16 protein-coding genes are annotated in these 25,647 nt (G+C 37.0%); 12 read left to right on the plus strand and 4 right to left on the minus strand.

Annotated features, from left to right (window positions below; all coding sequences use genetic code 11):
- Positions 1 to 41 precede the first annotated feature (41 nt).
- The 6 genes from EHQ70_RS06225 (at position 42) to EHQ70_RS06250 (ending at position 8,828) form a co-directional block, all read left to right on the plus strand.
- Positions 42 to 608 (plus strand): ankyrin repeat domain-containing protein, encoded by a 567-nt coding sequence (locus EHQ70_RS06225; RefSeq protein WP_135584579.1) that lies wholly within the window; start codon positions 42 to 44, stop codon positions 606 to 608.
- The gene (locus EHQ70_RS06230) at positions 605 to 2,032 is read left to right on the plus strand and encodes a catalase (protein ID WP_135584581.1); all 1,428 of its coding nucleotides are present in this window, start codon (positions 605 to 607) and stop codon (positions 2,030 to 2,032) included. Before EHQ70_RS06225 ends, EHQ70_RS06230 begins: the two co-directional genes overlap by 4 nt.
- A 118-nt stretch (positions 2,033 to 2,150) precedes the next feature.
- Positions 2,151 to 4,037 carry a PP2C family protein-serine/threonine phosphatase gene (locus tag EHQ70_RS06235; protein ID WP_135584583.1) on the plus strand — a complete coding sequence of 629 codons (1,887 nt, stop codon included), beginning with the start codon at positions 2,151 to 2,153 and terminating at the stop codon, positions 4,035 to 4,037.
- Positions 4,034 to 5,338: a sensor histidine kinase gene (locus tag EHQ70_RS06240; RefSeq protein ID WP_135584585.1), complete on the plus strand. Its 1,305-nt coding sequence runs from the start codon at positions 4,034 to 4,036 to the stop codon at positions 5,336 to 5,338. The genes EHQ70_RS06235 and EHQ70_RS06240 overlap by 4 nt, the downstream gene beginning before the upstream one ends.
- 41 nt (positions 5,339 to 5,379) lie before the next feature.
- On the plus strand, positions 5,380 to 7,641 hold the full coding sequence (locus EHQ70_RS06245; RefSeq protein WP_135584587.1) for an NAD(P)-binding domain-containing protein: 2,262 nt from the start codon (positions 5,380 to 5,382) through the stop codon (positions 7,639 to 7,641).
- Positions 7,641 to 8,828, plus strand: a complete 1,188-nt coding sequence (locus EHQ70_RS06250) for a glycerate kinase type-2 family protein (protein WP_135584589.1) — start codon at positions 7,641 to 7,643, stop codon at positions 8,826 to 8,828. Before EHQ70_RS06245 ends, EHQ70_RS06250 begins: the two co-directional genes overlap by 1 nt.
- On the opposite strand, the gene EHQ70_RS06255 is transcribed toward EHQ70_RS06250, so the two are convergent.
- Positions 8,808 to 10,154, minus strand: coding sequence for a C69 family dipeptidase (locus EHQ70_RS06255; RefSeq protein ID WP_135584591.1), 1,347 nt, complete (start codon positions 10,152 to 10,154; stop codon positions 8,808 to 8,810). The two genes, EHQ70_RS06250 and EHQ70_RS06255, sit on opposite strands and share 21 nt — an antisense overlap.
- A 54-nt stretch (positions 10,155 to 10,208) precedes the next feature.
- On the opposite strand from EHQ70_RS06255, the gene EHQ70_RS06260 reads away from it, so the two are divergent.
- The 4 genes from EHQ70_RS06260 to EHQ70_RS06275 are packed head-to-tail and all read left to right on the plus strand — an operon-like array spanning position 10,209 to position 17,773.
- Positions 10,209 to 12,719, plus strand: coding sequence for a cation-translocating P-type ATPase (locus EHQ70_RS06260; protein WP_135584593.1), 2,511 nt, complete (start codon positions 10,209 to 10,211; stop codon positions 12,717 to 12,719).
- A 37-nt stretch (positions 12,720 to 12,756) separates the two neighbouring features.
- On the plus strand, positions 12,757 to 13,623 hold the full coding sequence (locus EHQ70_RS06265) for a patatin-like phospholipase family protein (RefSeq protein ID WP_135584595.1): 867 nt from the start codon (positions 12,757 to 12,759) through the stop codon (positions 13,621 to 13,623).
- An 8-nt stretch (positions 13,624 to 13,631) separates the two neighbouring features.
- On the plus strand, positions 13,632 to 15,557 hold the full coding sequence (locus tag EHQ70_RS06270; RefSeq protein ID WP_135584597.1) for a hybrid sensor histidine kinase/response regulator: 1,926 nt from the start codon (positions 13,632 to 13,634) through the stop codon (positions 15,555 to 15,557).
- Positions 15,558 to 15,601: 44 nt separating this feature from the next.
- Entirely contained in the window at positions 15,602 to 17,773 is a 2,172-nt protein-coding gene (locus tag EHQ70_RS06275) for an ATP-binding protein (protein ID WP_135584599.1), read from the plus strand.
- Here EHQ70_RS06275 and EHQ70_RS06280 read toward each other — a convergent pair.
- A complete protein-coding gene (locus EHQ70_RS06280; RefSeq protein ID WP_135584601.1) occupies positions 17,770 to 19,701 on the minus strand; it encodes a SpoIIE family protein phosphatase in 1,932 nt (643 codons plus the stop codon). The two genes, EHQ70_RS06275 and EHQ70_RS06280, sit on opposite strands and share 4 nt — an antisense overlap.
- Before the next feature lie 223 nt (positions 19,702 to 19,924).
- Between EHQ70_RS06280 and EHQ70_RS06285 the strand changes: the two genes are divergently transcribed.
- Together EHQ70_RS06285 and EHQ70_RS06290 are read left to right on the plus strand one after the other, a co-directional pair.
- Positions 19,925 to 22,312: an ATP-dependent Clp protease ATP-binding subunit gene (locus tag EHQ70_RS06285; RefSeq protein WP_135584603.1), complete on the plus strand. Its 2,388-nt coding sequence runs from the start codon at positions 19,925 to 19,927 to the stop codon at positions 22,310 to 22,312.
- 76 nt (positions 22,313 to 22,388) lie between these two features.
- Positions 22,389 to 23,216: an aldo/keto reductase gene (locus EHQ70_RS06290; RefSeq protein WP_135584605.1), complete on the plus strand. Its 828-nt coding sequence runs from the start codon at positions 22,389 to 22,391 to the stop codon at positions 23,214 to 23,216.
- A gap of 26 nt (positions 23,217 to 23,242) precedes the next feature.
- Here the strand turns inward: EHQ70_RS06290 and EHQ70_RS06295 are convergent, their stop codons facing one another.
- The gene (locus tag EHQ70_RS06295; protein ID WP_135584607.1) at positions 23,243 to 24,286 is read right to left on the minus strand and encodes a hypothetical protein; all 1,044 of its coding nucleotides are present in this window, start codon (positions 24,284 to 24,286) and stop codon (positions 23,243 to 23,245) included.
- Positions 24,287 to 24,465: 179 nt separating this feature from the next.
- On the minus strand, positions 24,466 to 25,629 hold the full coding sequence (gene recA, locus EHQ70_RS06300; RefSeq protein ID WP_135584609.1) for a recombinase RecA: 1,164 nt from the start codon (positions 25,627 to 25,629) through the stop codon (positions 24,466 to 24,468).
- Positions 25,630 to 25,647 lie beyond the last annotated feature (18 nt).

Genomic DNA, 25,647 nt, shown 5'->3' on the forward strand with positions numbered 1-25,647 from the left:
ACGGTCTTTCTGAAAACAGGGGATCGGTAGAGGGAAACCAGATGGAAGCAGAAAAACAAGGTCGAATGGATGAATTGAATGAATCCACTGCATGGAGGGAATTCCAATCTACAATTCAGGGCGCAGATCTGGAAAAGGAAACTGCCTTTCATTTTGCACGGATAGGAGATGTTGCGGGACTTTCTAAGGAAATCCATCTACCAGAGGCTTTGGATTGGAAGGATGAAAAGGGAAATTCACTTTTATTATTGTCTTCTTATCATGGCCACGAAGATCTCACGAGGCATTTACTCGAGTGGGGTGCAAATCCAAATGAATCTGACCGGTCAGGAAATTCTGTTCTTATGGGAGCATCTTTTAAAGGACACCTAGCAGTTGTTTCCTTACTTCTCCGTTTCGGTGCAGATCCTAATTATAAAAATCCACAAGGATTCACTGCACTTGATTACGCTACGATGTTTGGTCGAAAGAAAATCGTAACCTATCTTACGACATATCCCATAAGCAGAATCAAAGGGAACCAAAAGAAATGGATTCTTTGGATCCAATTTTTTCTTCAAACCATAAGAAATACATTTTTAAAAAATAAAAAGGAGGCTCAAATATGAGCAACAATCAATTAACAACGGCAGGTGGACAACCTGTATCTAGTAACCAACACAGCTTAACCGCAGGAAATCGAGGTCCCGTTCTCATTCAGGATACTCATTTGATTGAGAAACTTGCACATTTTAATCGGGAAAGAATTCCAGAACGAGTGGTCCATGCAAAAGGAGCTGGTGCTTATGGAGTATTTCGCCTAACAAAAGATTTATCTGAGTATACGATTGCAAAACTGTTTCAAAAAGTCGGAAAGGAAACACCAATGTTTCTAAGGTTTTCTACTGTTGCAGGTGAAAAAGGTTCTGCAGATACCGAACGTGATCCGCGTGGTTTTGCCGTGAAGTTTTATACTGAAGATGGGAATTGGGATGTTGTAGGAAATAACACTCCCGTGTTTTTTGAAAGAGATCCATTAAAATTTCCTGATTTCATTCACTCACAAAAAAGAGATCCTGTGACTGGTTATAAAAATCCTGTAAGAATGTGGGATTATTGGGCTAAGTCACCGGAAGCAATGCACCAAATCACAATTTTATTTAGTGATCGCGGGATTCCTGATGGATACAGGTTTATGAATGGATACGGATCCCATACATTTAGTTTTTGGAACGAGAAGTCTGAAAGATTTTGGGTGAAATTTCATTTTAAATCCAAACAAGGAATCAAAAATCTAACAAGAGAAAAAGCAGGAGAGTTAGCAGGATCCGATCCAGATTATGCGACGAGAGATTTGTTTGAAGCCATTCATAAAAAGGATTTTCCAAAATGGAAGGTTTGTATTCAAATTATGCCTGAAAAGGATGCGGAGAATTATAAGGTAAATCCTTTTGACTTAACGAAAGTTTGGTCTCATAAAGATTATCCTTTGATTGAAGTCGGTGAACTTGAATTGAATAGAAATCCAAAAAACTATTTTTTTGAAGTGGAACAAGCGGCTTTCAGTCCAAGTAATTTGGTTCCTGGGATTGGAGTTTCTCCTGATAAAATGTTACAAGGAAGACTTTTTGCATATCCTGATGCACAGAGGTATCGATTAGGTGGAAACTACCAACTAATCTCTGTAAATCGGTCTGTTTCTCCTACAAAAAATTATCAAGTGGATGGTTACCGTTCAGAAGAAAACCCTTCCTATGATAACTATGAACCAAATGGTTTTTCTGGGCCTACTGAGAACGAACAGGTGAGTGAACCACCACTTCGAATTTCAGGAGATGCGGATCGTTACAATAGCCATAAGGAGAATGATGATTTTTCCCAAGCTGGTGATTTGTATCGAATGTTGAAACCGGAAGAAAGAGAACGTCTTACCTCGGTCATTGCAGGAACGATGAAAGGGATTCCTAAAGATTTGGTAAAAAAGAATGTTGAACATTTTACCAAATGTGATCCTGAATACGGAAAAAAAATCGCAGAAAAAACTGGCTTATAAGCCTATAACCCTTGTCTGCCAAAGGCAGGCAGGGTTTTCTAATATTTACCAACCTTAAAAAATCCTTGCACTTCTTTAGAAGTTTTGTTCAATCCTTTCGGTGTTCTCCAGAAATTCCATGAAACTCGTTTTTTCATTCGTGTTTCTTTTGACTGCATCACTCAGTGCGGAGGTTCAATCATTGGATTCGGGTTGGACATTCCAGTTAGAGGGAGAAACCAATTCAAAACCAGTGCTAGTCGGTGTACCTTTGGTGGACCAAGGTTACCAAGTTCCTTTACGTGGTAAGTATCGATTGGAAATTCCGTTTCCAACCTTTCCTGAATCTTCCCAAGCCATTTATATGGATAGAATCCATTCCGCAGACCAAACATTTTGGAATGGAAAATCCATCGGTTCGACTGGAAGTTTTTCTCCCGAGTATTATCCTTATTGGCACAAAGTTCGTTATTATGAAATTCCGATTTCGTATTTGAGAGAGGGGAAAAATGAACTCACTGTTGAAATAGAGTGTCGTGAAACACAGTTTAGGTGTGGGATTTTTCGTTCGGTACCAATTTTCGGAACTCAAGACCAAATTAAAGACAAAATGGTTTTTGAAGATGTGAATCAAATTTTAATCGCAGCTTTATTCTTTGGGATTTTTTTACAACAAGCGATTGGTTACGCATTAAATCGATCTTCTAAGTCAGGACTGTATCTTGCTGGCACTGCAATATTTTTTGTAGGTTGGAGATTGCCGGTTCTCAATAAAATTCATTTTCTATTGATTGAACCCGAAATTTTGGTTCGGTTGTTGTTCTTTAGTCAGTTTATCTTTCCTGTATTTATCATGTTATTTGTTCATAGTCTTTTTGATCGTCGCATCACTAAGCTGGCTGTGATCACTTTCTTTTTGGATACTGTCCTTGCTTTTTTTCAGTTGTTTTCTATGGATCCAGATAGTCGGTTTTATCTTGTATATATTTGGTATCTATTGCTTGGGATAAAGGTCCCGATTCTCATTCAATTGTTAGTAAAGAATTATAAAAAAACCGCCGAAGCAATTGTTGTTTCGCTCGGTGCACTTGTCGCAACTTTTTTTGGAATTGCCGATGTCATTACAGACATACTGACCGGAAAAAACGCTTATTTAACCCAATACGGAATCTTAACATTTTTGTTTTCGGGAGTACTTGCCATTGCCCTACAAAGTGCACGAACTAGAAGAGAACTTCGAAATCTAAATGAATCTTTGGAAATGTTAGTCACCCTTCGTACACAAGAGTTACATAAACAGTATAAACTTTTACATGATGATTTGGTGATGGCAGCTGGACTACAGTCAAAACTAATTCCTCCTATGGAGTTTAAACATAATGGTTTAAGCGTTGCTTCTGTATTTATGCCTATGGAAAAAATAGGCGGTGATTATTTTGATTATTTTATTCATAAAGATGGTTCCATTAGTTTTTTGTTATGTGATGTGTTGGGCCACGGAATTGCTGCCGCATTGATTGCGAGTATGTTAAAGGTAAATTTTTTGGAAATTGCTCCTAAAGAAAAAGACCCTGCGCTTTTTTTATCTGAATTAAACCTTAAAATGTTACCTGTAGTCGAAAAAAATTATATTACGGCTGTTGTTAGTCATTTTGATTTAGAAAAATCTATACTAAAGTATTCGGTTATGGGTCACCCAAGCCCATATTCGATGAACGTGAATTCAAAATCTTTAACTCCTCTCGGGGGGCGTGGTCCCATTATGGGTTGGAAGAAGGATGTCTTTGTCGAGACATTTACAAGAGAACTAAGATCTGGGGATCGTTTCTTTTTTTATACCGATGGGATTACGGAGAGCCAAAATAAAAACAGGGAATTGTACGGAGAAATGCGACTAAGGGAACAATTGGCCGCTGGTATCGACCTTCCCTTACATGACCTCAACGAAAAAATCAAAAAGGATATTCGAAATTTCGCATTTCGTTTGTCAGATGACGTAACATACTTTACGATCGATATCAAATGAAAGTGATACTGGATTGGTTAGGCATCCGTAAGTTACTGAATTTAGGCGTGACTGAACATTTAGGTTTGGAAGCCTCTGTCCGTGTACAACTTTCTAACTTAATTGCGGTTTTGGGTATTTTTTCAAATATACAATACTCTATCTTTTTTACCATAGCAGAAGCTCCTTTTTATCAGTTTATGAACTATATTCATACCTTTGTTGTCTTTGTATTCCTAGTGATATTATATTTAAATGTAAAAGGAAAATACTCTTTATCTCGGATCATCTTAGTATTTATTATTTCAGTTCCATTGTTATGTGTTTCTACCTTTAGTTTTGGAACTTCGGGTGGATTTTATTATTATTTTCTAGTGTTTGCAATTATTCCTTTTGTGCTTTTTTCCTACGATGATAAGTGGTGGATTCTTTTTCTTTTTTTGATGAACACGATGTTTTATGTTTGGTTTGAATTTTTTGGTACTCCAGGTGTTTTCAAAGAGGGGACTCTTTTATATCAAAAGCAAGTTCAGGATCTGTTTCGAATTAATTCTGTAGTATCCTGTTTATCCTTTGTGGCTTTGTTTATGTTTTATTTTTTGAGAAACATCAATCGGATTCATAAAGAAATGGTTCGGATCAATGATCATAAAGATCGTATTTTTTCTATCTTAGCTCATGATTTAAAAGGCCCCATTGGTACAATGAGTAATTATTTAGGTTATCTGACTAGTTCCTTACCGGAAAGGGACGAGCTGATTTTTGGATTAAAAGAACTTAAAAAGAGTACTAATCAATCTTACTTAGTATTAGAAAGTTTACTTGATTGGGTTCGGAACGAAACAAAGAAAACACAATACAATCCCAAAAATTTAAATTTATCTTTATTATTAAAAAATGCTATGGATATACTTAACATCCAAGCCACTAATAAAGAAATAACTTGGGAAATAAAAGTTTTAAATGGTGATTCGATCTATTGTGATGAACGAATGACCTCAACTGTGTTGCGTAATATATTATCCAATGCGATAAAATATTCTCATCCTAAAGGAAAGGTCATCATAGAAGCGGAACCAGTATCTTCGTTTATGGAAATTAGATTTCAGGATGAAGGAATTGGGATGACAGATGAACTTTTGGAAAAGATTGTCGAAGGTAAACGTTTTACTTCTGGATTTGGCACTGTTGGTGAAAAAGGAACAGGTCTTGGACTTTTGGTTTGTATGGAGTTGCTAAAAGAACAAGGAGGATCTCTTCGTGTGAGAAGTAATCCCGAGATAGGAACAAAAATTATCATCCAATTGCCTCTTGCACGTTAAATTCATTTCTTTTTTTTTATACCGAATTTAAATCATAAAATATGTGGCCTTCTTCTTATTTTAGCTGGTTAACCAAATCTGTTCCCACCGGTGGTGTAGAAATCTATCCGGAAATTTCAGATTCCTATGAAACGAATCTCCCTAACATATTTGTGATCGGTGACCTAACGGGTGTTCCTCTGTTGAAACTAGCAGCGGAAAGTGGGGTGAATGTTTGGAAACACATTCGAGAAAATAAAACAGATTGTTTGGATGTTGTCATTATTGGCTCTGGGCCTGCCGGATTATCTTGTGCTTATGAGGCTAGTCGGTTACAAAAAAAGTATGTAGTTCTAGAAGCAAATCTTCCTTTTCAAACCATCCATAGTTATCCTAAACAAAAACCAATTTTCGCAGAACCTAAACAAACTGAAACAAAATCAAAAATTAAAATTTTTGATTCTACTAAAGAAGATTTATTAAAATACCTAAATGATTTATTAAAAAAAGATTCGATTGAATTGTATGTTGGGAAACGAGTTTCCTCTATTCAATCAGAAGGTTCTTTATACATAGTTAAAACAGAATCAGGAGATTCTTATCTCACTAACTCCGTAGTGATTGCGATTGGAAAATCGGGAGATCCTAAACGATTGGGTGTAAGAGGTGAATCTAACCCCAATGTGTTCTATCGTTTTTTTGATCCTAAAGATACTAAGGACAAATCGGTTGTGATTGTCGGAGGTGGAGACAGCGCTGTTGAAGCTGCCATTCTATGTTCTGATTTTGCAAATGAAGTATCTTTGGTTCATCGAGGAAAAGAATTTTCAAGACCAAAAGAACAAAATAAAATCCTACTAGAGGAAAAAATCAAGGAAGGGAAAATCAAACTCCTTCAGGAATCAGAAATAACGGAAATTTCGGAACAGAATGTTTTTATAAAATCACCTGTATCATCTAGCAAACGTAAGGCTGATTTGGTTTATGTTCTTATTGGAAATTTGGCACCTATTTCGTTTCTTAAAAAAATCGGAATCAAAATTCAGAATGAAAAATCGATTTCAGATTGGGTCGGTTTTTTTACTCTTTTTTCCTTCGCTGGGCTCGCCTATTTGGGAAAAGCTTCTTTTTATGGCCCTGGTTGGTTCTCTCTCTTGGCTACTGGTTTTTCTGGTTTAACAATCGTTAGTTTGTTGTTATTTATTTTTTTGAAATGGGGAAAGAGAAAACAGGTTTTCCAACCATGGATATTGATTCGTAATACTTATCTTTTGGCACTTTTTTTCTATTTTCTTTTTGTTTATTTGTCCGCAACTTATTTTGGTTATACCTTATTTGGAAAGTATCCTTCTTTCCATTATACGATGTTATATTCTTTAACCATTTTGGTATTTGGAATCAGAAGGATTATGGTTCGCAAAACAAAGTATATACTCTATCAAACTCTCAGTTTGATTTTTGTACAAATTTTCTTTTTGTTTCTTTTGCCAGAACTCATTTTGCCTGAACTTGGAGATCTTGGATATTTAGGGAGTCCAGATGGATTTGTTCGTCGGGAAATTTTTCCAAATGATGCCTATTGGAAAGCCTATGGATTCATTTTGGCTTGGCCTCTCAGTATGGGTGTTTTGTATGATGGTGGGATCACCAATTTCTGGTTAGGTTATGGGATTCTGTTTAGTTTTGGGTTAATTCCTTTTTTGGTATATCGTTATGGAAAGGGAGCTTATTGCGGATGGATTTGTTCTTGTGGTGGCCTTGCTGAAACTTTAGGTGATGAACATAGACAAAAAATGCCACACGGGAAGTGGGCTTACAAATTAGAACATTCGGGTCAATACATTCTTTTTGTCGCCTTTATCCTGACTGCCTTAAAATTAGTGGGGGTCTATGGGAAAACAATTCATCCAGGATTTGAAATGGGTGAATTTATCGCAGATTCAATCAAATGGATTTATGATCTGGTAGTTGATATTGGACTTGCAGGTATTGTTGGCGTTGGGTTTTATTTTTTATTTTCTGGAAGAATATGGTGCCGGATGTTTTGTCCGCTTGCATCGCTTATGCATATCTATGCTAAGTTTAGTAGGTTCCGTATTTTCTCTGAGAAGAAAAAATGTATTTCTTGTAATATTTGTACAAAAAATTGCCATCAAGGAATTGATGTAATGGGTTATGCTAGTCGAGGAATTCCATTAGATAGCGTACAATGTGTACGTTGTTCGGCTTGTGTTTCTTTATGTCCTACTGATGTTTTGGAATTTGGGCAATTGTTGCCTACTGGCATTTTGTATGATAGCATTCCTGCTAAATTAGAAAAGTAGTGTCTACTTTAAGGGAAGATATTGAATCACTTTATTGGGAGGGCGTAAATGTTGCGACTCCCAAATATCTTGCCGCTCCATTCTGGAAGGAACATCCTGAACTAAGGAATCTTTTCACAAATCCAAAAAAGAAAAATTATGTTTTTGCTTTAGGGAAAGCGGCTTATGCAATGGCTTTGTCTTTCCAAGAGTATTTTCCAGTAGATCGTGGATTTATCCTCACCAAATACAATCACCTTCCTGAAGAAGTTAGATCAAAAGGCCAAATGGGTGTTTGGAAATGTAGAGAATCCGCACATCCACTTCCGGATTCCAATTCAGAAAAATTCTCTCGTGAAGTTTTAATAGATCTTAAAAAACTTGGTGAAGACCACCAACTGATTGTTTTGTTGTCCGGTGGTGGTTCTAGTTTATTTGAAATTCCTTTACCAGGATATACAATAGAAGAAATCATTCAATTCAACCAGGGCTTACTCAAACAAGGACTTCCGATTCAGGATATGAATCTTAAAAGAATGGAGTTGTCTTCGGTAAAGGCAGGTAAGTTACTCAAACAATTAGATCCTAATTTAAAAGTATTTACCTTTGTTATCTCTGATGTATTGGGCGATGATCCTCGGATTATCTCTTCAGGCCCAAGTTATCCTGGAAGCGAATACTATATCATGGGGAATCTATCTTCCTCTATTGCAGCTATTGGAAAAAAGGCCATTCGTTTGGGTTATGAAGTAAAAACAATTTCTGATTCTTGGGATTTGTCGAGTGAGGAAACCGCCAAACGGATGGTAGTTGAATTAACGAATGCTATAAAGAATCCAAACAAACAAATGATTCTACTGGGAGGAGAGTTGGTTTGCCCGGTAAATGGAGATGGACTTGGGGGTCGTAACCAAGAAACGGCCCTTCGTCTGGCCATCCAAACCGAATCGATGTTTAGCGGTCGAAACTGGATTTTTTTATCTGCTGGCACCGACGGGACGGATGGTCCAACAGATGCCGCTGGAGGGATTGTTAGTTCAGAAAGCTTAAGGATGATGAAAGAAAAAGGATGGGATCCGCAGGCGGAGCTAAACCGATCAAATTCTTATCCAATCCTAAAAGACAGCCAATCGCTTCTTTTTACTGGCCCAACGGGAACCAACGTAAATGATATCGTCATTCTATTATTAGCGGAAGGGAATCCCTAGTTTTGAATTTTGTCCTGACCAATAAATTTGAAAAAAAGGATTTTGCCAACGACTCCTACCGATTTTAACCTGAAGCAATTCCTCATCAATTTTTTTGAGAGCATTCACATGGTCTTTTAGAAATCGCCACTGGATTTCTTCTTTTTTTTGAAGTGAATGAGTTTCTTTCGAAATGTTTAAAATGGATTCTTGTAATCCGATAAGCGCCGGGACTAAGATCGAACGTACTGATTGATAATCAAAATTTGATTTCCTTGCTACCGATTCGTGTAACCACCATAAAGTTTCCGAATATGTTTCATTCGATAATAAACTGGATGAGTTAATAAAGTTTTTGGTTCCAAAGAAGAATGGTTTGAACAAGCTGAGGCAAGGTGTAGAAGTTCCTGTATAAAATACTCTAAGTGGGTCTTGGTTTGTCTCCGATGTATCCCATTCTACAATTAAACTTCCATTTGTTTGATTTGGTGTTGTTGGGCCAGTTGCATGTAAACATAAAGATTTCATCGAAGAAGAAGATGGTTCAAATTCATCAGTTTCAATTGCATGAGTTTTTAAGGTTTCTATCGATTGCCTAATTGTATAATTTGTATTTTCTTTTTCTAAGGTTTCAGCCGTTTTTTGATGTAATAACCTTCTGTCTTTGCAATGGCTCATCATCGTATAAAAGTGATCACTAAAATGATCTTTAAATGAAAATTCTTTGTTTGTTTTTTTTCTTAATTTATCAATCAGGTTTGATGATGAATATTCGAAATCTGATTCAATCGTCAGTCCATTAGAGATGGCATAAAAGGAATTTATTTTTTTTGCAACCCAATATCTATCGGCAGTTTCAAGAACGTAACCATCAGTTCTATCCGCTATGATAAAACTGTTGTGATAGAAAAAAGAACGGTTTTTGTATCCACCGCAGGCATCTTGTCCATATTTTTCTAATAACTCAGTGATGAGAAATAATCCATCTTTAGCAGATTTACATCGTTCTAAAGCCAGGCGGATTAAATCCATTCCCGTCAAACCATTGTTTTGTTTTTCTATTTTTAGATTTGTGAAAACGGCTTCATTGCCAATACAAAGCCCAAATTCATTTACACCCATTTCCGCTCCCCACATATGGAACGGTTTGCTTAAAAAAACTTCATAAGTAATTGGAGTTTGTGGAATTTCGATATAAGTGGTTTTTAATATAGATCCCTTTTCGTGTTCCATTCGAGGGAGATGCAGGATTGATTGTGCTTCATTTGGTTCCCTATCTGAGTTTTTCGCAAAGATTCTTTTTTGGGTATTGGTAAATTTTTCAGTGGCAAGGGAGGTATCACACATTCTAGAATGTTAAACAGAATTCTTTTAAAATACAAGACCAAATCAATTAAGAATATGCCTTCGATACCAAAACAAATTTCAGAATTCATCCTAATGGGACTCACCCAAGAACAAGTCAAAGAAAATCGTATTAAATTCGGTGCGAATGAAATTAGTTCCTCTCAAAAGAAAGGGATGCTCCGAATGTTGTTTGAGGTTGTGACGGAGCCAATGATTTTGCTTCTCATTTCCATAAGTGTTGTTTATTTGCTTTTGGGAGATCGAGGGGAAGCTATTCTTCTATTATTTTCCGTTGTTGGAATTGTAACCATCACCTTCATCCAAGAGAAAAAAACGGAAACAGCAATTTCCGCTCTTCGTTCGCTTGCAAGCCCACGAACAAATGTCATCCGAGACAAACAGATCATTCGTATTGAAGGAAAAGATGTAGTTTATGATGATTTATTGATTCTAAATGAAGGAGACCGTGTTCCTGCTGACTCTGAACTAATTTCAGATCGAATGTTTTCCTGTGATGAATCCTTATTAACGGGGGAATCTGTTCCTGTTAATAAGTCTCAATCTAATCTGATTTATTGTGGATCGTTAGTTGTTAGTGGAGAGGGTGTTTGCCGTGTGACCGCGGTAGGTAACCAAACTGAAATTGGAAAAATCGGAAGGAAAATTGCCGATGAAACTGTGGGTAGAACCTTACTTGAGGTAGAGGTTACACGGCTCGTTCGTAATTTATTTATCGTAGCCGCTTCATTGTGTGTAGTGCTTGCTCTGTATTTTGGAATCGCCAAGAGCCAATGGTTACAAGGTTTACTTTCTGGTCTGACACTTGCCATCGGACTTATGCCGGAGGAACTTCCTTTGGTATTGACTATATTTTTTGCTTTGGGTGCATACCGATTGAGCACTAAAAATGTTTTAGTCAGACGTTCTTCTATCATCGAAACTTTAGGTGCTGCTACAGTGCTTTGTTCGGATAAAACGGGAACCATCACACAAAATAAAATGACTGTGGGAATCGTTATTACAAAATCTGAAACTGTGAAACTGGATTTTAAATCAAATCTTTCGGAGGAAACAACTTCATTACTTCAAATTGCTTACTCTGCATCCAAACATCCAAGTTTTGATCCCATGGATATCGCCATTTCTGATTGTTTAGTTTTATACAACCAAGTAAAAGATTCTGCACTTTTTTCTGTTCGAGACTTTCCTTTAACACCTGACCAATTAACAATGGTTCGAGTTTTGAAAGAAAATGATTTTTATGTAAGTTATGCCAAAGGATCTCCGGAGGCAATTTTTGATTTGTGTAAGTTTGATGATTCTGAATTAGATTTTTGGACCAAGAAAACAAATGAACTAGCAAAAGAAGGATATAGAGTTCTTGGTGTATCAAAATCAAAATTACCATCGAATATAATTCCTGAAGATAGAAAAGAAATCGATTATCAGTTTTTTGGCTTATTGGCATTCTTAGATCCAATTCGAGAGATTGTTCCTTTGGCTGTAAAAACAGCCTATGATTCTGGAATTCGAGTGATTATGATTACGGGAGATTATCCAGAGACGGCCAAAAACATTGCAAATCAAATTGGATTAAAAGATTCGCACATTGCTTATACGGGAAAAGAATTTTCTAGTTTAAATGAAGAGGAAATGAAATCAGTCATTCGAAAATGTAATATTTTTTCGAGAGTCAGTCCGGAAGACAAATGGCAAATCGTTCGGATGTTAAAAGCGGATGGTGAGATTGTTGCTATGACCGGGGACGGTGTGAATGATGCACCTGCTTTACGCACCGCAAATATAGGTGTTGCCATGGGGGAAAGAGGAACTGATGTAGCTCGCGAAGCTGCCGACATTGTTTTGTTAGATGACTCGTTTTCTTCAATTTTAGAATCAGTGCGGATTGGCCGCCAAATCTTCGACAATTTAAAAAAAGCCTTAGGTTATCTAATTGGAGTTCATATCCCAATCGTTGGTATTACTTTTTTCCCAATCATCTTTGATTGGCCTATTATCGTTTTATCAGCAATCCATATTGTATTTATGGAAATGGTCATCGATCCTACATGTACAATTGTATTCGAAAAAGAATCTGCAGAATCCGATTTGATGAAAAGAAAACCTAGGGAAACCTCCGAACCACTATTAGATCATGAATTGTTTATCAATTCCCTGATCCAAGGTGCCTTTTCCTTATTGTCCGTAGTTTCATCCTATTGGATCACTGAATTGTTTCTGAAGGGAAATTCTTCTCCAAAAGTTGTAAGTACAGCAACATTTGTTACATTAGTATTTTCGAATTTATTTTTAATTTTGGCCAATCGCTCTTTACACGAGTCCATGTGGAGTCGGATGCGAATTCCCAATCCAATCATTCGATACGTTTTTGCAGGAACCATTGGAGTTTTGGTCCTTTCTATGTATTTGCCGGGAATGAATACAATGTTTCGATTTGTACCACTCAATTTTCTGCAGTTTTCATCAGCGGTACTAGTTGCTTTTATCGGAGTTTTGTTTTATGATATGACAAAACTTTTGGTTTCAAAATTGCTTCGTGGCTGACATACATGGAGCCTTTTTCTAAACTTAGTAAAAGCTTATGATAGAACTCTTCTTTCCTAAAAAGTATTCTGCTCTTTGTTTGAAATCTGCCTTTTTTGGTTTTTTTGCCCATACTGGTTTTGTGCGTGGGTTACAGGAAATTGGTTTTCGACCAGCCGTGGTTACGGGTTCCAGCTCGGGAGCGATGATCGGAGCATTGTATGCAACGGGTCGTGAGATGGTGGATTTTGAATCTTTGGTTTTAGGATTAAAGAAAAAAGATTTTTGGGAAGGAAATTCTCTGACAATGTTTGGTCGATTGTTACGAAAAGGTCTCAACGGTTATAGCGGGGTTTTGACTGGAAAAGCCACGAGAAAAATTCTTTATCCTTACCTGGGTAACAAAAAATTTTCTGATTTACCCATCAAACTTGGAATTGCTGTTTCTAATCTCTCTAAAAATAAACGTGAACTCATCACGGAAGGAAATGTCCTCGATGCCGTAATGGCTTCCATTGCCTTCCCATTTTTGTATGAAGTGCAAGAGTTTCAAGGCCAAGAGTTTTTGGATGGAGGCATTGGTGACGGAGAACCGATCAAAGAACTAATTTTAGATCCAAGTATTGATCGCATTGTCATCCACCAAATCAATAATCATCGACCACTCAGTCGCAACACCATGAAACGAGCATTAGATGCTTCTGTCCAAATTATAGATTCAGAAACCGAAGAATTAAAATCTCTATTGGCAAAAGAAAAAGGAAAAAAACTAATCCGTTTAGAAACAAATACACCTTATTTATCTCCTAGTGATTTTTCAAAAGGAAAGTTTGCACTTGCCGAAGGACGTGGAACCGCATATCGTCACAAGTCAGAAATTTTAGGTGATTTAGAACTTCCTGTGTTTGGATTTTTTAATCAGTAGTCGAAATTATGGACATCCAAAAGAAACTCAATGTGCTAATTGTCGAAGACTCACTTGCATCTTATAAGGCAATTGTCTCTGTACTTCAAAACTTTGGTTTCTCTATTTTTTCCGAAAGGGCTGAATGGAAAGCTGAGTTCGAACAACGCATTTCAGATGAAACTTGGGATATTGTCATTACTGATTTTTATCTTCCCGATTTTGACGGTCGTTATGTCATCACTCGTGTTAAAGAAATTAATCCTGATTTACCTGTAATTTTGATTACAGAATTTTTGCCAGAAGAAGCTGCCTCGGAGTTTCTAAACTTAGGAGCTGCTGAATTTTTACCAAAATCATCTATTATCAAACTGCCGTTTGTTGTAAATCGAGAGTTAGAAGCCTATCGGTTGAAATTATCTCAAAAAAAAGCTTGGGATATGTTAGTCCATGGAGAAGAACTTCTAACACGTTCACAGAAAATTTCTCACTTAGGACATTTTGAAGTTATTTTTCCTGAAAAAAATACCTTATGGTCCTTGGAGTTGTATCGAATTTTAGGTTTTGACTTCGGTGAAATTCCACTTATGGAAAAAGTTTGGGCACTCCTTGATGAACCCGAACATGATCATATCAAAGTAGTCTGGGAAGAACTTCTAAAAGACAATCATTCGAAGGAAATGATTGTAACGTTAAATACGAAACTTGGAAGAAAAAAAGTTAATTTATGGTTAGAAGCGGAAAGATTTGAAGATTCACGGTTTCGTATTTTTGGGACCATTCATGATATATCCGATCTTACTGAATTGGAACATTCGATTCAGGTCAACGAACAACTGTTTAAGGGTATTTTTAATAATTCATCACAGGCTATTTTTCTTTTAGACTTACAAGGTCATGTCATTCGAATGAACCGAAATGCTGTATTATCCTTTGAACGAGATGAAACAGACATTCAAGGTTTGGAACTAATTCGATCTGTATTTTCTAATTCGGACGAAGAATCGATTAAAAAATTAACTTATGGAATGAAACTTGCGCTAAAAAATCAAAGTTTCGAAGTTTTTGTGAGTTATAGTTTGTCGGATGGAAGGGAAAAGTATTTTGACTGTGATTTTTATCCTCTTACAGATCCATCTGGAAAAATTATTTATATTGTTTTAGAAGCAAAAGATATCACTGAAAAAATTGTCTTGGAACGTGCTTATGCTCAGTCTCAAAAGTTAGAGGCTCTTGGAACTTTCGCTGGTGGCATTGCTCACGATTTTAATAATCTTTTGACTCCCATGTTGGCTTATGTTTCTTATCTGAATTCGGAATGGTCCAAAGACGATTCAAATGAAGCCATTAAAAAATCCTTACCCGCTATAGAAGGGATTTCTAAGTCATTAGATCGGGCCAGAAATTTAATCCAACAAATTCTGACTTATTCAAAAATTGATAATTCAGTTTCCAAACAATTGGATCTTCGGGAACAACTACAACAGGTTTTACAAGAGGTGAAAGTTGTATCTACAAATCAAATTGACTTGGTGACGGATTTGGGAAGTGAACATGCTTATATAAATGCCGATCCAATTCAAATTTTCCAAATCCTTTCCAATCTTTACGAAAATGCAGTGTTCGCATTACAGGAAATAACGAATCCAAAAATTACAATTTCTCTTTCGAAAGTTTCTTACGAAAAGTCGGAACTGCTCCACGTTGGCTTTATGAAAAATACAGAGTATTGGAAATTGAGATTTGCTGATAACGGCTCCGGAATTGCTCCCGAAATTATCGAAAAAATTTTTGACCCTTTTTTTACTACAAAGGGAGGAAAGGGAACTGGCCTTGGGTTACCCATCATTTATGGAATTATGGTGAAAATGGGGGGAACCATATTAGTTAACTCCAGTTTGGGGGCGGGGACTGAATTTGATTTGTACTTTCCCGCATGGCGAACCATGCTTTAATCTATTGACAAATTCCTGTTATTCGGTTATTTATCTATGATTCTATGAGTTATTTCCTAAGAAAACACTTTGAGTCACTCTACATAGGATTTCTATGGGGATTGCTTGTTTTGCTTTTCTTTTCATCATTTTTTTTCTTCTTTCAGGTATATGAAAGTAGGAAGGATCGTGATTCATTTGAAGGCAAAAGTCGTTGGAATGCTCTGTTAAACGATTATTCATCTTATTTAAAAGATGCGGAAACTAGTGGTAGGGGATATCTTCTTACTGGTGATCCAGTATTTTTGGAACCTTATAAAAATTCCCTTTTTTTGTTACCAAAACTAGAAGCTGAACTTCGAGCTAATTGTGAAGATATATATAAAGAGGATTTAGAGTCTATTATCAAAGCGAATCAGTCTAAAGTTGAATTTGTAAATGGATATATAAATGACTATTCCAAAAAAATATTTCATAAAGCAGATTTTTTAGAAAGCAAAAGACGTATGGATGTCTTTCGGACACAAGTCAAAAACTTACTCAGCAAAAAGTTAGAAAGAGAAAATATTGAAAGCGAAAAGGCCCGAAAGTTCACCATCCGATTGGTTGCAGTTTCTGGAAGTTTTTTGTTTGTTTTATCCATACTAATCTTATGGATGATTTATGTATTAAAACGAAATTCGCAAATTTTGATAGAGAAGGAACGGGTTGAAGGTCGTCTCTTTGAAATCGATGACCTATACCATAATTCACCTGTAGGGTTCCATAGTTTAGATTCAGATGGATATTTTGTAAAGGTCAATCATACTGAATGTGAATGGCTAGGTTATTCAGCTGAGGAGTTAGTTGGAAAAATAAAATGGCCTCAGTTACTCACACAAGAAAGTAGAGAGATCTTTTATAAAAACTTTCCAGTATTTAAGAAAACTGGGAGTGTTGATAACTTACGATTTGAGGTTTTACGTAGAGATGGAAGTTCCATATTTTTAAATCTTTCTGCAACTGCTATTTATTCAAAGACAAATGAGATGATTCGATCCAGATCAGTTTCCCTTGATATTTCTCAAACGGTAAGATATGAAAGAGAGTTGATTGATTCGCGAGTTCGAGCAGAAGAAGCAAACCGAGCGAAGTCCGAATTCCTTTCTAGTATGAGTCATGAATTAAGAACCCCACTAAATGCTGTTATTGGGCTTTCTTTGTTGCTTATGGAGGAAAATCCAAAACCAGAACAGGTAGAATATTTAAAAAACCTACGTTTCTCTAGTGAAACCCTTCTTACATTAATCAATGATATTTTGGATTTTAACAAAATCGAAGAACACATGATTATTATAGAAGAAATTGATTTTAGTTTAAAAGAATTTATTAATTCAGTTTCGACTTCCTTTGCGATCAAAGCTAATGAAAAACTTTTATCTTTCAAAGAAGAGATTGATCCAAGAATACCAGAATACATTCGTTTTGATCCAACAAGAATGTTGCAAGTAGTCAATAATTTGTTATCGAATGCGATTAAGTTTACAAAAGAAGGTGTCATCACTCTTCGTGTTTTATTAATATCAAAAAAAGAAGAGGACGTGGTCATTCGTCTTGAGGTAGAGGATACTGGGATTGGTATTGCTAACGACAAACACAAATATGTGTTTGAAAAATTCACACAGGCAAGTCAGGACACTACAAGAAAATACGGTGGGTCTGGACTTGGTTTGGCAATTTCAAAAGGTCTTGTGGAATTGATGAAAGGAAAACTGGAGTTAGAATCCGAACTGGGAAAAGGGTCTAAATTTTTGTTCACCTTCCCTTGTAAAATTGGTCATGCGAATCCAGCTAACCATGCCCTTTCTTTGAAAGAAACTAAAGACTTGATGGGAAAAAAAGTTTTAATTGCTGATGATATTGAAATCAATCGTTCGATTGTGATTCGTTTTCTCAAACGTTGGGGCATTGAGTTTGAAGAAGCCGCTGATGGAGATGAGGTTTTGGTAAAGTTAGCCAAAGGAAAAATAGATTTAATCCTTATGGATTTACATATGCCAAATGTTGACGGTTACACGGCCACCAGAAAGATTCGTGAAACAGAAAAATGGAGCCAAATTCCAATCATTGCGCTGACTGCATCTGCTCAATTAGAAACTCAGGAAAAAATTCATTCAGTAGGAATGGATGATTTTATATCCAAACCTTTTTATCCAAACGATTTGTATCAGAAATTATTAAACTGGATGCCTGATTAGATTTCTTTTTCCAAAGAAATTGCAAGGATTGTAATATCATCATCTGATCTTTTTGATTTTTGAAATTTTTCTACTTCTATGATCACTTGATCACAAATACTCTGTGGATTTTTGGTTGCTAAGGTTTGTAATAAATGATAAAAACGATCTTCACCAAATAGTTCTCCATCGTTTGCTTTCCTTGCTTCGATGACACCATCGGTGTACAAAATCAAAGTCCCCGAATCAGGCAAAGTCAAAGTTTTTTCAATCATTCCAGATTCTACATACTCATTGATGGCTCTGCCTGTACTTGTAATGTGTTCGATATTTCCATTCCGATCTAAATAAATCATGGGATGGTGGCCAGCATTTGCTATTTTTAAAATTTTATCTTTTTGGTTTATATAAACAAAGAAAGCACTAAGAAAATGTCCAGCAAGAGAACTGAGTAAAGATAACCGAATTCGTTCTGCTGCATATACAGGTTTATCCAAAGAATCATCCCAAATTTGTAATGATACCTTTGTCATGGAAGCAATCATAGCGGCTGGAATTCCATGTCCAGAAACATCGCACAAAAATAATCCGATTTCGTTTTCTTTGACGATGATTTGAACAAAGTCTCCACCAATATCAGAAGCAGGAGAGTATCGAAATCCTAAAGCATGTCCGTTTGCATGGGTTCTTTTTTGTGGTAGCAGACCATTTTGAAGTTTTTGGGCAATTTTTAATTGGAGGTCAAGTTCTTGTTTTTCTTCAGTAGCTTTTCTATAATCAGAAACTTTTAGAACTAGAGCCATTGATAAAAAGAATACTTCAATAGCAGAACCTAAAGCCAAAGAATATGAAGATAGATGAATCGGTTTGATCCAACCTTGGACTGTGAGTGTATTTAATGCGCCTCCAATCAAGATAGAGCCAAAAGCAAACAAAAATAGGATTACTTCTAGTTTTCGTTTACTTTTAAAAAAGGCCATTATGGAAATTGTTAAAGTTAATAAAATCGGAATGATAACAAGAAATACTCCGAGTTGAATGAAGTTTCTAAGTTCTAGAAAAAAAATGGAAAAGATAAGAGAGATGAATAAAAGAATAAATCCTTTTGTTAGCTTTGTGACTTTAGGGAAATTCTTTTCAGTTTCTAAAAATTCAATTGTGAATAACAATCCGAATACGGATGTTAGATAGATTGTAATTGGGAAAAGAAAGTTTTTCCAGGTATGTGTATTCCCTATTTCAATGTACTGCATAAATCCGGTGGAAAACGAATTGATCAAAAGAACAGTAGCTAAGTAAAAGAAATAATAGAAAAATTTTCTGTAACGTAATGTATGAGCTAGGAAGATACTAAAAAGAAACATCATAAACCCTGCACCAAAGTATGCAGCGAAGAAGATATCTTGTTTTTTTGAAAATGAGATGAAACTCCTTGAATTATAAATTGATACAAAATTGAAAATGGGATTTGCTGAATTGATTTTTACATAGAGGGTTCTGGTTTCATCTGGAGAAAGCGTAATCGGGAACGCAGGTATATGTGAATAAAGAGGTTTGTTCCTTTGCAGGACTTGTTCTCCTGACACTTGTGTGATCCAGTTCCCCTTTACTTGTGAATGTAATTCAAATACATCAACGACTGGGCTTGAAAAATGTAAAAAGAATGTATGAGGTAAATTTCCATAATGGATGAGTGTGATTTTAATCCATACTGGATCTTTAATACGTGGGAAAGAAATTGTCGCTTTGGGATTCGGTCGCCAAACAGTATCTTCTCTTAATATCCGATCCAAACTCGATTCGTTTTCAGGAACAATTACATATTCAAAATACTTTCCAATGTCTCGATAGTTTTTAGATTCTTCAATGGATAAGGGAAAAGACCAGAGTGAGGAATTCAGAAAAAAGGAACTAAAGAAAAGGAAAAAGTAAAGTTTGGTTTTTTTCATTCAAAACATCCGGTAACCTTTTCCATCCTTAAGTGGTCGAGATTACTTCTGGTGGGAGGCTCGGAAACAGGCAGCAATTGGGAAAAAGTAAGCGAGTTTCCGAACGTTCGCACTATTATAGGACGAGATTGAGAGAGAGAAAGTGAATTTCTATGAAAAAACTTGTAGGAAGAACGTAAAATTGGCAGTCTAACATCCAGAGTGCTAAAGTAGGGGAGACTATATGAAACAGTATGATTCCAATGTGCAGGGTGCCTTGGACATTGCGCAGACAGAGGCGATGAGGAGACAAAACACAGAAATCACTCCTTACCATTTGGTTTGGGGGTTTATGACCCTGCCTACCTCAGTTTCCGGCAAAACATTAATTAAGTATAAATCTACAGTGGATGAGTTTTTGAAAAAACAAGCTCGGGCTTCTGGAGAGATTCCTTTTGAATCACTTCGAACTTCTCCAAAGCTGTCCCAGTGGTTTACGATGGCGTCTTCGCGGGCGGCAGAAAATGGAAGGGAGGAGCTAAAAGAAGCAGACTTTCTAAAATTTTTACCACAAGTCCTTCCCGAACTCAAAATCAATTATGAAGATTTACAAGTGAAAGAAACCGATGAAGAGGTTCCCAACTTTCTCGTAAATCTGAACGATCTGGCACGTGAAGGAAAACTAGATCCTGTGATCGGAAGGAGTAAAGAGATTCGTTCTGTAATGGAAATTTTGGGACGTAGATCTAAGAACAATCCCGTGTTAGTTGGTAGTGCCGGTGTTGGTAAAACTGCTATCGTAGAAGGACTTGCAGAACAAATCGTAAAGGGACGAGTTCCCGATGTATTAAAAGGGAAAACCATATATTCTTTGGATATGGGATTACTGATGGCGGGTACAAAGTATCGAGGCGAGTTTGAAGAAAAACTAACAGCTTTACTTCGTTACATCAAAGGCCAAGCAGGTGAGGCGATCCTTTTTATCGATGAAATTCACCAATTGGTCGGTGCCGGAAAAACGGATGGTGCGATGGATGCGGCCAATCTTTTAAAACCAGCTCTGGCTCGTGGAGAGTTACATTGTATTGGTGCGACCACACAAGATGAATTCCAAAAATACATTCTGGGAGACCAAGCGTTAGAAAGAAGATTTCGTGCGGTTCCTGTCAATGAACCAAGTAAAGAAGATGCGATCGAAATTCTTATGGGAATTCGTGATAAACATGAAATCCATCATGGAATCAAAATTTCTGATGAAGCGATTTATGCTTCCGTGCTTTTGTCTGATCAATACATCACCGATAAATTTTTACCTGACAAGGCAATTGATTTGGTAGATGAAGCAGCGTCTGCGTTAAAACTTTCGGCTGAAGCAATGCCTACTGAGCTTGTGGAACTGGAAAGTGAAATTCGTTCTAAAAAAATCTTTGCCCAAGTAGAAAAGAAAAACGAAGAAATCTTAAGGGAAATTGATGTTTTAGAAAAAAAATTCGAAGCTGGGAAAGTTGTTTGGGAGAAGGAAGTAAATTCCTTAAAACAAATTGCTTCTATCAAAAATAAAATTGATCGAGTGAAATTTGATTTGGATGCAGCTCAACAAAGAGCAGATTATACTGAAGCCTCTCGGTTGAAGTATGCAGTTTTACCTGAATTAGAAAAAGAATTAAACAATTTTCAAAACAGTTGGATTCTTGAAAGGAACCATATAGCGGCAGTGATTGCTAGACAAACAGGAATTCCTTCAGAAAAAATTTTGAAAACCAAACAGGATAATTTACTCCATTTGGAAGAAGACTTAAATTCTGTTGTGTATGGCCAAAAAGAATCAATAAGGGAAATTGCGGATACACTTCTTACTTCCTATGCAGGAATTTCTTCGGAATCCAGACCACTTGGTTCCTTTTTATTAAAAGGGCCTACTGGTGTCGGAAAAACAGAAACAGCCAAAGCCATTGCCAAATTCCTGTTCGATCAGGAAACAAATTTGGTTCGGTTGGACTTAAGTGAATATTCCGAAAAACATTCGGTTGCTAAACTCATCGGTGCACCAGCTGGTTATGTTGGTTATGACGAAGGGGGAATCCTAACAGAAGCCATCCGTAGAAAACCATATTCTGTGGTTCTCTTTGATGAAGTGGAAAAAGCTCACCCTGACTTCTCTGACATCCTTCTCCAGATTTTAGATGATGGAAGGCTTACGGATAACAAAGGGAGAACGATTAACTTTAAGAATACGATTGTGATTCTGACTACCAATTCCAAAAATATTGAAGGTGATTTTAAACCAGAAGTATTGGGAAGATTGGATGCCGTGTTGACTTATCATTCGTTAGATTCTTCTATCATGGAAAAATTAATCGAAAAACAACTTCGTCAGTTGAACGAAAGGTTGAAGGTAAAAGGAATTGTGATCGAACTTTCGGAAAGTACGGAACATATTTTGCGCGAACAGGGGTTTGATCCTAAATTTGGAGCAAGACCTCTGGCTAGTGTTTTCAATCGAGTTGTAAACCGACCTTTGGCCAAAGAAATCCTTGCAGGTAAGATGGTTGAAGGTAAATATAGAGCCGATTGGAACGGGGAATTATTGCAATTTGTTTCGATTCCCGAATTTGCCGGATACAAACCTTAATTTCCGAAAAAATTATGAACCTGAACCCAACTATGGTTTCACCATGGTTGGGTGTTTTTAGTCTAAGGATCACCCTATGTCAAATCTAAATATTACATCCACTTTGAAGTCCAATCAATCCGTCTCGGTTCCACAGTTGGGACTGGGTGTATGGAAATCTCGCCCGAAAGAATGTTTTGAAGCCGTAAAGTCTGCTTTATCTCTCGGATACCGGCATATTGATACAGCAGCCATCTATGGTAACGAAGCAGATGTCGGAGCTGCGATCAAAGAAAGTGGTGTGGCTCGCAGTGATATATTTCTTGTGACCAAACTTTGGAATGCCGATCAAGGGTATGACTCCGCCTTACGTGCGATAGATGTTTCCTTGAGTAAATTGGGAACAGATTATGTTGATATGTATTTAATTCACTTTCCAGTTTCTGGAAAACGAAATGATTCTTGGAAGGCTTTGGAAAAAATAAAGTCAGAAGGAAAAACAAAATCAATCGGTGTTAGTAACTTTATGGTTTCTCATTTAGAGGAACTTTTAAAGGAAACAGGAACGATCCCTGCGATGAACCAAGTGGAATACCATCCATTTTTACAGGACGCCGAACTAAAAGAATATTGTGCAAAAAAAGGAATATTAATCGAAGCTTATAGCCCTCTTGCTCATGGGCAAAAGTTGGAAGACCCTCGAATCACGCAGATTGCCAACCACTATCAAAAATCAAATGCACAAATTTTGATTCGTTGGTCCCTCCAAGCGGGTCATGTTGTGATTCCCAAATCAAAAAATCCGATCCGTATCAAAGAGAATGCAGATGTATTTGATTTTGTTTTATCAGAGGCAGATATGAAAGAGATTTCTAGTTGGAACGAAAACTTCCGAACTTGTTGGGATCCGACCACAGTAGAGTGATGGATCCTCGTAATTAAGCTTCGATTTTATTTTTTAGAAAAAACAAGGACGGCCGATTGGCGGTTGTCCTTGGTTCCTAAGTAACCGTAACCAAAAGGAAAAGGTAAGATGGAATCGTTTGTAGATTCACTTAAACTTTTAAGTTCCGGTTGGGTTTCTGGAATGACAGCACCAGATAAATTCCATGATTTTTCATACCTTCCAAAAATGGATCGTTTCCAGTTGTCTTCGGGAAAAAAACGAATGGGAAAACCTGATTCATCCTGAACCACAAATTCTGCATTTTTTAGTAAAAGGTCTCGGATCGATTTTCTTTTTTCACCATGAAATAAATATTCTGCGGACTTTGTAAATATTCCTACATTGGTTAAATCTGAAAAGTATTCATACAACCCATCTCCAGGATTTCCTTCATTTCCAATTAAGAATATTTTGAAATACGTAAGTGATTCTTGTTTTTTTAGTTTTGTATCGTAAAGGGAAAGGGTAAAACCTTTGTAAGTAATTCCTTTTCCAACAATCACTTCCTCTTTGGAGTCAAGGATTTCTTTTCCCATTCGTCTAAGGAAAGCAACAAACACTGGATAGGCTCCATTTAGTTCTTTTTTCTTGGTTTCTTCTTTCATTTTACGATATGTAAAATAATTCCTACCAGCTAAATGATCGGAGAGGTTTCGTATCCCTTGTTTTACGATTAGTTTTTCCTTTTCGGAGAGGGCGTTGTATGTGTTGGGGTAACCTGGATCTTCTAATCCAAAAAGGATATAACGTTCACATTGGGGATAAAATGAAAAAAGATTTAAAACATCAATTCCACTAAAAGGATAAACCACTGTTTTCACATTCGGATGGTAATCCTTTCCTTTTAGATACTGAGTGATGGTATCTCTAGTGTTTGTTAGTTTATTCCAACTGAGATTCATTTCATTTTTATGAAGAATGTCTGAATCAGTAAGTCCTGCCCATTCATCATAAATAGGAGTTTCTTTAACAGCTGTTTCTGTTTTCTTTTCTTGGATTTGGCATTGGTAAGATAAAATGAAAAGGATGAGGATGAGTTTTTTTGACATAGATTTCGGAAATGTTTAAGAACAATCTTTACGACGACTGTTTTCAGACATCCTTTTTCAGGTCGTGGATTGATAATTTTTCAGAAAAGCCCGATGGTCCTTTTGGGATTTAGCAAAAAAAAACCGGCCCGGGAAACCCCGAACCGGTCAATGGTTCCTAAAAAGAAAGCCGAATGGTTTTATTCTCCGACAGCAACTTCTCCTTCTGCTTCGGTAGAGAAACTAACTGGTTGTTTTGATTTTGTTTCTTTAGTTTCCTTTGGATCCCTTTCAATGGATTTCACTTCTCTAGTTTGGATTTTTGCTTGGTCCATGAGAGGGAGGCTATTGAGATCCCGAACTTGGTTTTCAATTTTAAATGCGATGTCTGGATTTTCGAGAAAGAAGTTTTTCACTTGTTCCTTTCCTTGTCCAATTTTTTCTCCACCGTAAGAATACCAAGAACCTGCTTTCGCAACGAGGTCATGACGAACCGCTAGATCAATAAGAGAACTTTCTCTGTTGATTCCGTTCGCATACATGATGTCAAACTCTGCTTGTCGGAAAGGAGGGGCACATTTGTTTTTAACCACTTTCACTCGAACGCGGTTACCTACAGGTTCTTCTTTCTCTTTTAGAGTTTCGATACGGCGAATGTCCAAGCGAATGGAAGCATAGAACTTCAACGCGTTTCCACCTGTAGTGGTTTCTGGACTTCCGAACATCACTCCAATCTTCATACGGATTTGGTTGATAAAGATAACAGTCGTATTGGATTTTGCAATGGTTCCAGTGAGTTTACGAAGGGCTTGGGACATGAGTCGTGCCTGAAGACCCATATGGGAATCTCCCATATCTCCTTCGATCTCGGCCTTAGGAACAAGAGCGGCTACGGAGTCGATGACGATGAGGTCGATGGCATTGGATCGAACGAGGGACTCACAAATTTCTAGAGCCTCTTCCCCGTTGTCTGGTTGGGCCACGAGCAGGTCATCTACATTGACCCCGAGTTTTTTAGCGTAAGATGGATCTAGAGCGTGTTCCGCATCGATGAAGGCAGCAATGCCCCCCTTTTTTTGCGTCTCTGCAATGGCAGAAAGAGTAAGTGTTGTTTTACCAGAAGATTCTGGTCCATAGATTTCTACGATCCGACCGGAAGGAAACCCGCCAATCCCCAAGGCGATGTCTAAATCCAAAGATCCAGTGGATACTACGCTCATTTCTGCCATGCGTGTATCAGCACCAAGGCGCATAATGGAACCCTTACCGAATTGTTTTTCGATTTGGCCTAGGGCAGCGTCAATTGCCTGCTTTCTTTGGTCGGTTTCTTTTTCTTGAGCCTTGTCAGCTTTCTCTTTTTTCATGAATCAAACGTTCTCCTA

The sequence above is a fragment of the Leptospira congkakensis genome (assembly GCF_004770265.1).
In the GTDB taxonomy this organism is placed as follows: domain Bacteria; phylum Spirochaetota; class Leptospiria; order Leptospirales; family Leptospiraceae; genus Leptospira_A; species Leptospira_A congkakensis.

Bases quoted from the DNA above. Each gene is read 5' to 3' on its own strand.
- EHQ70_RS06255 (WP_135584591.1), bottom strand. From the start codon at position 10,154: ATGTGTGATACCTCCCTTGCCACTGAAAAATTTACCAATACCCAAAAA.
- EHQ70_RS06285 (WP_135584603.1), top strand. From the start codon at position 19,925: ATGAAACAGTATGATTCCAATGTGCAGGGTGCCTTGGACATTGCGCAG.
- EHQ70_RS06270 (WP_135584597.1), top strand. From the start codon at position 13,632: ATGGACATCCAAAAGAAACTCAATGTGCTAATTGTCGAAGACTCACTT.
- EHQ70_RS06230 (WP_135584581.1), top strand. From the start codon at position 605: ATGAGCAACAATCAATTAACAACGGCAGGTGGACAACCTGTATCTAGT.
- EHQ70_RS06225 (WP_135584579.1), top strand. From the start codon at position 42: ATGGAAGCAGAAAAACAAGGTCGAATGGATGAATTGAATGAATCCACT.
- EHQ70_RS06275 (WP_135584599.1), top strand. From the start codon at position 15,602: ATGAGTTATTTCCTAAGAAAACACTTTGAGTCACTCTACATAGGATTT.
- EHQ70_RS06260 (WP_135584593.1), top strand. From the start codon at position 10,209: ATGCCTTCGATACCAAAACAAATTTCAGAATTCATCCTAATGGGACTC.
- EHQ70_RS06265 (WP_135584595.1), top strand. From the start codon at position 12,757: ATGATAGAACTCTTCTTTCCTAAAAAGTATTCTGCTCTTTGTTTGAAA.
- EHQ70_RS06280 (WP_135584601.1), bottom strand. From the start codon at position 19,701: ATGAAAAAAACCAAACTTTACTTTTTCCTTTTCTTTAGTTCCTTTTTT.
- EHQ70_RS06295 (WP_135584607.1), bottom strand. From the start codon at position 24,286: ATGTCAAAAAAACTCATCCTCATCCTTTTCATTTTATCTTACCAATGC.
- EHQ70_RS06290 (WP_135584605.1), top strand. From the start codon at position 22,389: ATGTCAAATCTAAATATTACATCCACTTTGAAGTCCAATCAATCCGTC.
- EHQ70_RS06240 (WP_135584585.1), top strand. From the start codon at position 4,034: ATGAAAGTGATACTGGATTGGTTAGGCATCCGTAAGTTACTGAATTTA.
- EHQ70_RS06245 (WP_135584587.1), top strand. From the start codon at position 5,380: ATGTGGCCTTCTTCTTATTTTAGCTGGTTAACCAAATCTGTTCCCACC.
- EHQ70_RS06235 (WP_135584583.1), top strand. From the start codon at position 2,151: ATGAAACTCGTTTTTTCATTCGTGTTTCTTTTGACTGCATCACTCAGT.
- recA (WP_135584609.1), bottom strand. From the start codon at position 25,629: ATGAAAAAAGAGAAAGCTGACAAGGCTCAAGAAAAAGAAACCGACCAA.